This is a genomic window from Methylophaga sp. F7 (assembly GCF_056863975.1).
The window spans coordinates 2,052,526-2,064,525 of the sequence record NZ_CM166511.1 but is presented as its reverse complement, the minus strand read 5'-3'; the positions used below and the strand labels follow the sequence as shown (position 1 = coordinate 2,064,525).

The following is a 12,000-nucleotide window of genomic DNA, read 5'->3' as shown; positions in this document are numbered from 1 at the left end:
ATACAATCTAACAGAAGTAATACTATTTTTCAGACTCAGCAAATTGTTACAGGTTCACCACTTGGAGTTCTGGAGGAATAAAAACACGTTGATTTTATTTATAAATATTGAGTTATTATTTTTCAAATCCACCGGCCTGAAATAAACCGACACCATCACGACCACGAGCTTTGACATCGTAAAGCGCCATATCGGCTTTTTTCATCAGCTGAAGAGCAGATTCATTTGTTTCAGGTAAATAGACGGCAATGCCGATACTTAAGGTCACCAATAAACGGATAGTGTCAAACTCAAGGTGGTTTTTCAGACTGTTTCGCAAATGTTCGGCTACTTTTACCGCAGCATCTGCAGAGCTTACCTCGTTCAGCAATACCACAAATTCATCGCCTCCAAATCGGGCAAGCGTATCTGTTGCCCGTAATGCTAACTGCATGCTTTCAGCAACGCGTTTTATCACCTGATCACCAACATCATGCCCGTAGGTATCGTTGATCTGTTTAAAATGATCGACATCAATAAACATCAGCGCAAGTGGATGTTTATTTCGCTTTGCGCCGAGTATTGCCTGGTTTATCCTCTCATCAAACAAACGACGATTTGGTAAACCAGTCAATGCATCATAGAGCGCCAACTTGCGCATTAATTCGTGTTCATGTTTTCTGGCCGTTATGTCCTCTATTTGTGAGACAAAATGCAACAGTTCTCCGTTTATATCATGCACAACTGAGACGCTGAGTAATACATCAATAATCTGATGATTTTTGCGAACGTAGCGCTTTTCCATATGATAGTGATCAATTTCACCGGCGACCAGTTGAGCGACAAACTGCTGATCGAGATCCAGATCTTCAGGATGTGTCACATCCATAAAAGTCATTTGTAATAATTCGCCTTCGCTGTAACCAAGCATTTCGCAACAGGCTGGATTTGCTTCCAGCCAGCTGCCATCCAGACCGACCAGAGCCATCCCGATCGCCGCCGTATCAAAGGCATTTCTGAAACGTTCTTCACTGATCCTAAGGGTGATTTCGATTTCTTTGCGACCACTGATATCGGTATGTGTACCTATCGCCCTTAGCGGATTTCCCTGCTCATCACGTTCAATCACTGTGCCACGGTCAAGAATCCATTTCCAGCTACCATCTTTACACAGCATACGGTGTTCGTTTCGGTACTCAGGTTGGCTGCCATCCAGTAACGCATCAATATCGCTGAATACCTGTTGACGATCATCTGGATGAATTCGATCTGACCATTCGCTGATATGAGGAGAAAATTCATCTGGCGTATATCCCAGCATGGAAATCAGTTTTTCCGAAAAAAGCACTTTGTCATTGATAATTGACCAGTCCCAGACGCCTTCGCCACTACCTTCCAGCGCATGTTTCCAACGTGATTCAGTTTGTTCAAGTTGTGTTTGATAAAGCCAGCTTTCTGTAATATCAAAACAAATCCCAATCATGCTTGTTGCTGAACCTGAGGCATCGAAACTCAAGGCCGCCTTTAGTTGCACCATTCGAGTATCGGTTCTGGACTGCACCAACACTTGAATATTTAACTCGAGACGATCGGACTTGCATTTGTGAAAAGCCTTTTCAACTCGTTGCTGATCAGTTTCCTCAAAATGTGCAAACCAGTTATCAAGTGTTAAATAAGGATTGGAATGTTTACTTTGTCCGAAAATGGTTAATTGATGCTCATCAACCAGAACATGCTGTTTTTGAAAATCCCACTCCCAAGTGCCCATGCCTGCGGTGTCTGTTGCCAGTTGGAGCTTCAGATGCTTTTCACGCAGGAAATTTGTTATTTCGTTGGCCCGGCGCTCTGCACGTTTTCGTCCACTTGCCAATAGCCAATAAACATAAGCAAGCAAACAAGTTATAAGCAATTGTATTAACAACATCGATATGGCAGATTGTTTTTCAAAGGCTTTTATAAAATTCTGATCAGGATAAGCCACAAACTTCCATTGGCGGCCAGCGAGTGTAAAGGTTTCACTTAATTCAAAGGAACTGGTCTCGAAACTGCTTGACTGGAAAAGTACATCCATTGGTTCAGTAGTCACATCTGAGATTTTCAAGTGACTAAGTGTGCCATTTTGTGTTAATGATGCTTTCACTACATCACTGATCCGGAATACGACGTAAACCCAGCCAAGGTGAGGATTTTCAGGCTCTACTGAATCAAATAAAGGGAGATACATCAGAAGGCCTGTGACGGATTCATCAGGAATATCCTGTACCAGTTTGACCCCACCAGAAAGACTCACCTCACGACTAACAAGGGCTTCGATCATCGCAGCTCGACGTGTGGGTTCCGAATACATATCAAAACCAAAAGCCCTCAGATTGCGAGCTTGAAAGGGCTCAAGATACAAAATGCTGGTATAGAGCTCCCGTTTACCCTCTGGAGTAATGTTATAGTCCGGAAATCCTGATTGTCTTACCGATTCGATATGAACAAATTTCTCAGCGGGCGTAATAACTGGCACATATCCCAAACCTTGAATTCCGGGATAAAAGGCTTCCAGTTTGAGTTTTTCGGCGTAATTTTTAAATTCTTCACGGGTGATGCTGTCCGAAGACTCAAAAAGACCCTGAGTCGCCCGTAGCATCTGTTCGTAGCTTCGAATTTTTTCAGTAACGCTTTGGGTGGTTTCGTTAAAGGAGATAGCAAAGCGATCAGCAATTACCTGTTGATTTCGTTGTTTAACCTGATGATATTGATAAAAGGAAAACCAGCTACCTATCATTATGATTAGAATGGGGATAAAAAAATGTGGGAGTTTGGAAATATGTTTTTTTACTCCATTTATCCAATGAATCGCAATTTTCATTTATTTTATGTAGTTTTTGTCAGTCTATGAACTGATTTAATGACTACAATTTCCTTCTCAAAAGTAACTGGTTTATTTTAAGTTATATAAGTACTTTGAGATATGATTTATAGGATATTTTTATAAAGAAATCAGAGAAATAACTTTAAAGTTAAGTCTAAATAATAAATAGCTCTGAAGGAGTTGAATGTATATATATATTTATAAATATGATTGAGAGTTGACTAACTAGGGGCAAAAAAAAAGGCCATGTTAAGAAACATAACCTTTTTTCATTATTATGGAGCCGGAGATAGGACTTGAACCTACGACCCACTGATTACAAATCAGTTGCTCTACCAACTGAGCTACACCGGCAACAAGAGGCGCATTATACAAACAGCGTGGGGGGCATGCAAGCCTGAATCACCTGTTAAAAAATAATGCTGAATCGGTTATTTACTTTTCGATATTTTGATGTAAATAGTCGATGTCAAAAAAATGGGGTGAGTGATGGGGCTCGAACCCACGACAACCGGAATCACAATCCGGGACTCTACCAACTGAGCTACACTCACCACAGAAATCTATTCAGAAAATCACTCGAAAGAAGCTGGGTGACCTTCAGGAAGTCGACAATTGTACTGCCTTTATTTTTCTGGTCAAGGGAAATGAGACCTTAGGGCCTGTTTATCTTTCAGAGCCACCACTGCTGGAAGCTGTTTTTCCGTCCAACAAGGCAGAAATGATGCGATGTAGTTGTTCTACATAAATCATTTCCAACACAGGAGGGCGGAAAAATAGTCCCAGCCCTACGGGTTAAGGCTGAAAATGCACCACTCTGCGTTACTCGTAGTTTTATTTAGAGTGACTACAAAAACGTCAGGAACGTTTTTGAGCGTAAGCCCCTTAGGGGTGAGATACATGGATGTATCTCACAAACTGCATTCCTCGCGCCTTGATTGGCGCATTTTCAGTCACAACAGAGGCGGCTATGAAAGATCAACAGACCCTAAGCCAGTTCCAGGTCGATTTTCTTTTCATCCAGATCGACTCGTACCACTTTAACTTTAATGGAATCACCCAAACGATAGGATTTGCGTGATCTTTCACCCATCAAGCGATGGCCGCTGGCATCAAACTGATAGTAATCGTTTTTCAGTGCAGTGACATGAACCAGACCTTCAATGTAGATATCACTCAGTTCCACAAATAAACCAAAACCCGTAACACCGCTGATCACACCTTCATGAACTTCACCAACTCGATCACGCATATATTCGCACTTGAGCCAGTCAGCCACATCACGTGTTGCCTCATCAGCTCTACGGCTAGCCATTGAACAATGTTCGCCTAGCTGAACCATAGCTTCTTCCGAATAATGCCAGGCGGCTTTTTTCTGTTTAGTAATCGTATGCTTGATTGCACGATGTACTAACAAATCCGGGTAGCGTCTAATCGGTGACGTGAAATGTGCATAAGCCTCGAGACCAAGACCAAAGTGACCCAGATTTTCAGGAGAATAAACAGCTTGTTTCATACTGCGTAACATAACTGTTTGTAGCAAATGTCCATCAGGACGATTGCTGACCGTTTTCAATAGAGAGGCATAATGGCCGGGCTCGGGCTCATCTCCACCCCCTAAAAACAATCCCAATTCCCCTAAAAACTCACGTAAGGCGGATAGCTTTTCAACCGAAGGCACTTCATGAACACGATATAAAACCGGCAGTTTGCTGGCGAGCAGATATTTTGCCGCGGCGACGTTGGCGGCAATCATGAATTCTTCAATTAACCGATGTGCGTCATTGCGTTGACGTGGTTCGATTGAGGAAATTTTCCGATTCTCATCAAACATAAATTGCGTTTCGGTCATTTCAAAATCAATTGCTCCACGTTTTTCGCGAGCTTTGAGCATGACATGAAACAGTTCATACATGGTTTCCAGCCCCGGAAGTACATGGGCGTATTGATTGCGTAATTCGCTATCATTTTCTTGCAGAATGCTGGCAACTTGCTCGTAAATCAGCCGTGCCTTGGAGTTCATTACTGCTTGATGAAATTTGTAGGATTCAATCTCACCGTCCTGATTGATGATCATTTCGCAGGCCATGCATAAACGGTCAACCTCAGGATTTAATGAACACAAGCCATTGGATAGTGCTTCAGGCAGCATTGGAATGACCTGACTTGGAAAGTACACTGAAGTGGCGCGTTCCTGGGCATCTTTATCGAGATTATCGTCAGGTTTCACGTAATAGGAAACGTCAGCAATAGCCACCCATAAACGCCAGTTTCCAGAGTCCAGTTTTTCAGCATAAACTGCATCGTCAAAGTCACGCGCATCAGCACCGTCTATGGTGACTAGCGGTAATTCGCGCAAGTCGAGGCGATCTTGAATAGCATCCTGAGGAATGGTTTCACCGAAACTTTCAGCCTGAGCCAGTGCTTTTGGAGACCAGACATGCGGCAATTCAAAACTGCGAAGTGCAATATCGATTTCCATACCTGGCGCCATATGATCGCCTAATACGGAAACGATTTTGCCCAAAGGCGAACGATGTTTATTCGGATGTTCAGTAATTTCTGCTTCGACTATTTGTCCGTCTTTGGCGTCCATTAAGTCGGGAACAGGAATCATAATATCCTGGCTGATGCGACGATTATGCGGAATTAAATAATAAAGGCCGGCATCTTCCTGCAAGCGACCAACCACAGTTTGGTTGGCACGTTTGACTATTTCAACAATCGCGCCTTCTCTTCGGCCACGACGGTCGGTGCCGCTGATGCGAGCTAATGCACGATCACCATGCAAAACCACCCGCATTTCACGTTCGCTGAGAAATAAATCCTCACCGCCTTCGTCAGGAATTAAGAAGCCAAAGCCATCGGGATGCCCCATCACACGGCCACTGACCAGATTCATTTTAGAGACAATGCCGTAAGCATTTTTGCGATTACGCAGAATTTGTCCGTCACGCTCCATGGCGCGCAGACGGCGACGAAGTGCCTCGGTTTGTTCTTCCCCTTTGATGTCCAGAAGTTTGGAAAGATTTTTCCGGGATACAGGGGCTTTGTGTTGTTTTAGGAGCTCGAGAATAAATTCACGGCTAGGGATGGGATTATCGTATTTCTCGGCTTCACGACCCTCAAAAGGGTCAGTTATGTTTTGTTCAGTCATTGACAGTTTTTATCTCGATCTATATGATGCGCGTCTTCTTGCCCAGGTGGCGGAATTGGTAGACGCGCTAGCTTCAGGTGCTAGTGTACGTATGTACGTGGGAGTTCGAGTCTCCCCCTGGGCACCATTCCGAATTTTTCTTTATTGTCACCAGACCATTTTAACTGCTATTGGTCCTTTCAGGTGAATCTTTCTCGTTCCACATTTCCACATTCTGATTATTAATGCTATTGAACCTGTTTTAAGGTTACGATATTGTGCAAGTTAACATACCGTATCAAGGTACATTCCTAGTGTGCCCAACGGAAAATCAGCCTTTGCACAGTGAGAATGGACATGGCAACTTTTATTGACTCGATTGATGAGCGTACCAAACTAGCAGGCACAAATCACCTTGAAGTGTTGCTATTCAGTCTTGGTACTAATGATGATACCGGACGAAATGAACTGTTTGGTATAAATGTGTTTAAAGTTCGTGAAGTGCTTAATGTCCCTGAAATCACAGGCGCCCCTGAAATGCCTGATGGCATTGAAGGTTTTGTAAGTCTGCGTGGCGATATGGTGCCGATCATTAATTTGCAAAAATTCTGTAAATTAAAATCTCATGAAACCCCAAAAATCCTGATGATCACCGAGTATAACACCCATGTACAGGGCTTTCTGGTGACTTCAGTTGATACTATCCAACGTTTAAGCTGGCAGCAGGTTAAAGAACCACCTCCATTGATTTCCAAACGTCTGGGCGGGCTGGTCACCGCGGTGGCTGAATTACAGGATAAACGTCTGGTCATGATCATGGATGTGGAAAAAGTACTGGCCGATACCGGAGACTTTTATGATGAGAATGCTTTTGAAGGCATTGAAAAAATTGAAAACGGTAAAAAATACAAAGTGTTATATGCCGATGATTCAAATGTTGCTCGTAAACAGATTACACAGACATTAGACAAGTTGGGCGTTGGCCATGTAGGCGTAGTGAACGGTGCACTGGCCTGGAAAATGCTCGATAAACTGGCGACCCAATGTGAACAGGAAAACCGGAACATTACGACGGAAATTCAAGTGGTGTTAACCGATGTGGAAATGCCTGAGATGGACGGCTATGTCCTGACACAGAAAATCAAAGCGGATCCGCGTATGGCCCATTTACCGGTGATTATGCATTCTTCCCTGACAGCGGTTGCCAATCAGGCAATGGGTCGGGGAGTGGGATCAGATGCCTATGTATCAAAATTTCAACCACGTGAATTGGCAGCAACCATTCGTGGTTTTATTGAAAGTACTCATTAGTGTTTTATACCATTTTAATATGGAGGCTGTTCCAACAGCGTAAATGAGTCTTTTCGATTATCCGAACTGTTGAAGGCAACAAATAATGCAACATCGTCATAGCAGTATACGAATTGTCGACAATCTTGCCGAAATTACCCGACATCACGATCGGCAGGTACTGGAAAAAAGTCTGCTCAAAACTCTCAATGAATTGTTTCCGGCACAATCACTACGTTTATTTAGAATCAAACGCCATGATCTGATGCACGATATCAGTCTGCTGGCTTTTTGTGTAAATGATGTTATTTCATCTTCCGAACAGCATCCCAAACTGAATCAGGAAACGGCGGATGAGCTTACTGCCGCAATGACAGAAGCGATTGATAAAGAAGATATTGTTTCTTATCGTCCTGCTGAAGAAACTGGCTGGAATGTGATTTATCCCGCATATGATTCACATGGTGAAATATTCGCCAGCCTGGTCCACCATTGCCAGGAATTGCCATCCAGCATTGACCAACGACTGGTCCATGGAATTCTCAGGGTGTATGCCAATTATCTGGCGTTAATTGATAAATCTCAACGTGACAAATTAACCGGTTTATATAACCGGGAAACGCTGGATGAAGAAATAACCAAGATTCTCGTCAATCAGAGCAGTGAACTTAACAAACTGATGGCTTCACCAAATGATTCACGACGCCGTCGCTATGCTATTAAGCATTGGTTAGGCGTTGTGGATATTGATAAATTTAAAACCATCAATGATACCTACGGCCATTTATACGGTGATGAAGTGATCATTCTGGTCGCAAGGCTGATGACTTCGGGCGTTATCCGTGATGATGATCTGATTTATCGCTTTGGTGGCGAGGAGTTTGTGGTGTTACTTAAAGCTGCAAATGAAACGGATGCAATGCAGGCTTTTGAAAGAATACGCAGGGTAGTGGCGGAGCATAGCTTTCCTCAGCTTGGTCAGGTCACTGTCAGTATTGGTTTTGTGGAAGTTTCCGCACAATTATCGCCAACGGATGTTATTGGACAGGCCGATGAGGCGCTGTACAGCGCCAAAAACGAAGGTCGAAATCAAGTGCAAAATTACCATAGCCTGGTGGCAGAAGGTAAAATTAGCGAGCCGAAAAAAATAGCGAGTTCAGACGTTGAATTATTTTGAAAAAATCCCAGGAAAAATATGAGCTTCCGTAATCTGTTGTTGGCTGACAAAATTATTATCGAACTGGATAAAGCATTAACTACTCTGGCTGGGACCCCACCATCAAGTGGCAGAGATAACCCGGCAAAAAATATAGAAGAAACACCCCTTTCCGATAATGAACGTCGGCAATCAGTTGCATTGATGCGAGTGAATCATGCGGGTGAAGTATCTGCCCAGGCTTTGTATCAGGGACAGGCATTAACGGCAGAACTGACCAATGTTCGCGAATCGATGCGTCAGGCAGCCGCAGAAGAGAACGATCATTTGTTATGGTGCGAAAAACGTATTGATGAACTGGAGGGGCGTACCAGCCTGTTAAACCCGTTGTGGTACGTCGGCTCTTTCGTCATTGGTGCCGTGGCAGGAAAAATTGGTGATAAATGGAGTCTGGGGTTTGTTGCCGAAACTGAAAAACAGGTTATAGAACATCTCGATGAGCATCTCGACAAGATGAGTGATGGGGATCTGCGCAGTCGTTCAATTCTTGCGCAAATGCGTGAAGATGAAAGTCATCATCAGCAAACTGCTTTAGCTGCCGGCGGCGCTCAATTGCCATGGCTGGTGCAGAAAATCATGCAGCCAATGTCGAAAGTGATGACCCGCAGCAGTTATTGGCTGTAAGCTGACTTCAATAGATTGTCGTAAACTTCAATGAAATATTGAAACGTCCCGCCTGTTCTTCAGAAGGCTCAACTCTGACCACTTCAGCCTGTGCAACAAAGTCGGCCAGGTCCGGATTATGACTTTTAATGCTGATATCCAGTATTTCCCCCTCGCTAACCATTTCATCCGCTATCAAACTTAAACCGCTGGCGCTTAAATCGAGTCCTTCTGCCTGAAAACTTTCTGTGGTATCCGGACGCTTTATCTGTACCGGACCGTTGACGCGCATTCGGAAATAATTGCGTTTTTCTTCAAAATCCTGACCTGCCATAATTTTTATCCCTTATCGATGCAGTTGCCTATCAGATGTCCCTAGCCTAAGCTAAGTTCTGTTCATTCGTCCAGAGATATCCATGTCTGTAACTCAACTAAACGCGTCACAACTTTATCACGGCTGCAATCCGGCTGATCTGCCTTTCAAAACAACCGCTACAGTGGAGCCTTTAACAGGCTTGATTGGCCAGGACAGAGCCCGCGAAGCAATTGAATTTGCAGCGAATATTCAAGCAGATGGTTATAACCTGTATGTGATGGGGGAGGCCGGCATGGGTAAAAAATCGCTGGTCAGCGAATATCTCACCAAACATACTGCCAACCGGCCTGATGCAGAAGATTGGGCTTATTTACATAATTTTGATTTACCTCAACAGCCTAAATCATTGTCATTACCCGCCGGTGATGGTGCGCAGTTAAAACTGGATATCGAGCGGGTTATCAAAGCGCTACAGCAACAATTACCTCACGCTTTTGATGACGAATATTATCGGGGAAGAGTAAGGGCAATTGAAGAAGCCAGTCGCCAGCACCGGGTACGCTTGTTTGGTGCACTGCAGACTGAAGCGGATAAACAGGGCGTTGTACTGCTTAGAATGGAAGATGGCAGTTACGCCTTTGCAGCTCAGCATGAAGGGGAGCCTTTATCTGGCGAAGATTTTGAAGATCTGCCCTATGCCAAGAAAATGGAAACGGAAGAGGCTATCGCGAAATTACAGGTGTCAATGCAGGATACCCTGATTGAAATTCATGAATGGGAACATGACACGGTAAATAAGATTACCGCGCTGAATGATCAGGTTGCGTTAGAAGTGATAACCCGGCAAATCGATTTTTTACGCCATGCTTATCCAAAATCCGAGCCGTTACAGAATTATTTTGATGATATGCAATTTGATATTCAGCGGAATATCGAGATGTTCCTCAAAAATGAAGAGAGGCAGGAAGATGTTAATGTCGATAATTGTCTGAAGCGCTATCAGATTAACCTGATTGTGGATAATTCCGATCTGCATGGAGCTCCGGTGGTGTATCTCAATCAACCAAATCATCAGAATCTATTGGGCTGTGTTGAAAACATGGCAATGATGGGTGCACTGGTGACTGACTTTACCTTGATTAAGGCGGGCGCATTACATCGTGCCAATGGCGGCTTTTTAATTGTTGATGCCGAAAAGCTTCTGGAGCAGCCTTTTGCCTGGGAGGGTTTGAAGGCAGCGTTAAAAGCTTCCGAAATCCCCCTGGAAAACCTTGAACGAACCTATAGTCTGGTGGCAACGGTTTCACTAGAACCTGAACCAATCCCGCTTTCAGCCAAAGTGATTTTACTGGGGAACCGGGATCTTTATTATCAATTGTATGAATTGGATCCCGAGTTTGCTGGATTATTTAAAGTGCTGGCTGATTTGGAAGATGAATTACCGCGTACGGCTGAAACACATATGCAAATGGCAAAATTGATTGCCTCAACGGCAATGAATGAGCATTTGCCCGCTTTGCAGCAGAGTGCAGTGGCATTAATGATTGAATATGCAGCGAGATCGATTAATGATGGGCAACAAATGTCGCTGCATATTGCTGATATGACTGATCTGTTGCGTGAAGCCGCCTATTGGACTCGCAAATATCAACAGGCTGAAATTACTGCTGATGCGGTGAATCATGCCTGGCAACAGCGTCTCAGAAGGGTGGATCGCGTTCGTTCAGTGGTTTATCAGCAAATACAGCGGCAGATTATTCAACTGGATGTGAATGGCAAGCATATCGGTCAGGTCAATGGCTTATCGGTATTGAGCATCGGCAGTTTTCATTTTGGTGAACCTACCCGCATCACTGCCAGTTGCCGATATGGTGATGATGCGATTATTGATATTGAAAGAGAAGTGGAGCTGGGGGGCAACCTGCATGCAAAAGGTGTGATGATTCTGGCTGCTTATCTGGGGTCTTTTTATGCGGCAGATAAGCCGCTATCCATGGCTGCCAGTATTGTGTTTGAACAGAATTATGGTGAGATCGATGGCGATAGTGCAACAGTCGCTGAGCTGTGTGCTTTATTATCTTCTATTGCCAGAATTCCACTCAAACAATCTATCGCTATTACCGGATCAATGAACCAGTTCGGTCAGGTTCAGGCTATCGGTGGCGTTAATGAAAAGATTGAGGGCTTTTATGATGTCTGTTGTCTGGTGGGAATGACAGGCACACAAGGCGTGATTATTCCCCGCAGTAATATGCAGCATCTGATGCTGAAACCCGAAGTCAGACAATCCGTTGAGAATGGTCTGTTTCATATTTACGCTGTCGATGACATCAGCGACGCTATCAATGTGCTGAGTGAATATGAGGCTGGCGAAGCAGACGAACAGGGCAACTATCCTGAAAACAGTTTTAATGGCGCTGTCGCGGCAAGACTGGCCAATTGGGCGGAGCTGCACAAGCATGATAAAGACAGTAGCCATGAAGCAAGTGATTAGGGCTGATTTTATCTTCATCACCGCCTTGTCGGACAAGAAATAGTCACCAGCAATAGCGGAGATGAAAGATAAACAAGCCTTAGGCTATAGTTACGGTCAGGTCAGC

7 protein-coding genes and 3 tRNA genes are annotated in these 12,000 nt (G+C 44.0%); 5 read left to right on the top strand and 5 right to left on the bottom strand.

Annotated elements, in window-relative coordinates:
• Nucleotides 1-115 precede the first annotated feature (115 nt).
• The 4 genes from AC08OG_RS10410 to rnr all read right to left on the bottom strand — a co-directional run bounded on the left by AC08OG_RS10410 (nt 116) and on the right by rnr (nt 5,996).
• Nucleotides 116-2,752: a sensor domain-containing diguanylate cyclase gene (locus AC08OG_RS10410; protein ID WP_482929454.1), complete on the bottom strand. Its 2,637-nt coding sequence runs from the start codon at nt 2,750-2,752 to the stop codon at nt 116-118.
• A 365-nt stretch (nt 2,753-3,117) separates the two neighbouring features.
• Nucleotides 3,118-3,193, bottom strand: a tRNA-Thr gene (locus AC08OG_RS10405).
• 124 nt (nt 3,194-3,317) lie between these two features.
• Nucleotides 3,318-3,393: transfer RNA gene (locus AC08OG_RS10400), tRNA-His, on the bottom strand.
• Between the two features lie 434 nt (nt 3,394-3,827).
• Nucleotides 3,828-5,996: a ribonuclease R gene (gene rnr, locus AC08OG_RS10395; protein WP_482929453.1), complete on the bottom strand. Its 2,169-nt coding sequence runs from the start codon at nt 5,994-5,996 to the stop codon at nt 3,828-3,830.
• A gap of 40 nt (nt 5,997-6,036) precedes the next feature.
• Here rnr and AC08OG_RS10390 point away from each other — a divergent pair.
• The 4 genes from AC08OG_RS10390 (at nt 6,037) to coq7 (ending at nt 9,105) form a co-directional block, all read left to right on the top strand.
• A tRNA-Leu gene (locus AC08OG_RS10390) sits at nt 6,037-6,123 on the top strand.
• Between the two features lie 209 nt (nt 6,124-6,332).
• Nucleotides 6,333-7,286, top strand: coding sequence for a chemotaxis protein (locus AC08OG_RS10385; protein WP_292354180.1), 954 nt, complete (start codon nt 6,333-6,335; stop codon nt 7,284-7,286).
• Nucleotides 7,287-7,371: 85 nt separating this feature from the next.
• Nucleotides 7,372-8,442 carry a GGDEF domain-containing protein gene (locus AC08OG_RS10380; protein ID WP_292354182.1) on the top strand — a complete coding sequence of 357 codons (1,071 nt, stop codon included), beginning with the start codon at nt 7,372-7,374 and terminating at the stop codon, nt 8,440-8,442.
• 18 nt (nt 8,443-8,460) lie between these two features.
• Entirely contained in the window at nt 8,461-9,105 is a 645-nt protein-coding gene (gene coq7 / locus AC08OG_RS10375; RefSeq protein WP_482929452.1) for a 2-polyprenyl-3-methyl-6-methoxy-1,4-benzoquinone monooxygenase, read from the top strand.
• 7 nt (nt 9,106-9,112) lie between these two features.
• Here the strand turns inward: coq7 and AC08OG_RS10370 are convergent, their stop codons facing one another.
• Nucleotides 9,113-9,418: a PilZ domain-containing protein gene (locus AC08OG_RS10370; protein ID WP_292354186.1), complete on the bottom strand. Its 306-nt coding sequence runs from the start codon at nt 9,416-9,418 to the stop codon at nt 9,113-9,115.
• Between the two features lie 82 nt (nt 9,419-9,500).
• Here AC08OG_RS10370 and AC08OG_RS10365 point away from each other — a divergent pair, with 82 nt between their 5' ends.
• Nucleotides 9,501-11,894 (top strand): Lon protease family protein, encoded by a 2,394-nt coding sequence (locus AC08OG_RS10365; RefSeq protein WP_482929451.1) that lies wholly within the window; start codon nt 9,501-9,503, stop codon nt 11,892-11,894.
• Nucleotides 11,895-12,000: the final 106 nt, after the last annotated feature.

Excerpts from the sequence above, each read along its gene's own strand:
- AC08OG_RS10410 (WP_482929454.1), bottom strand. The coding sequence starts at position 2,752 with ATGATAGGTAGCTGGTTTTCCTTTTATCAATATCATCAGGTTAAACAA.
- rnr (WP_482929453.1), bottom strand. The coding sequence starts at position 5,996 with ATGACTGAACAAAACATAACTGACCCTTTTGAGGGTCGTGAAGCCGAG.
- AC08OG_RS10385 (WP_292354180.1), top strand. The coding sequence starts at position 6,333 with ATGGCAACTTTTATTGACTCGATTGATGAGCGTACCAAACTAGCAGGC.
- AC08OG_RS10380 (WP_292354182.1), top strand. The coding sequence starts at position 7,372 with ATGCAACATCGTCATAGCAGTATACGAATTGTCGACAATCTTGCCGAA.
- coq7 (WP_482929452.1), top strand. The coding sequence starts at position 8,461 with ATGAGCTTCCGTAATCTGTTGTTGGCTGACAAAATTATTATCGAACTG.
- AC08OG_RS10370 (WP_292354186.1), bottom strand. The coding sequence starts at position 9,418 with ATGGCAGGTCAGGATTTTGAAGAAAAACGCAATTATTTCCGAATGCGC.
- AC08OG_RS10365 (WP_482929451.1), top strand. The coding sequence starts at position 9,501 with ATGTCTGTAACTCAACTAAACGCGTCACAACTTTATCACGGCTGCAAT.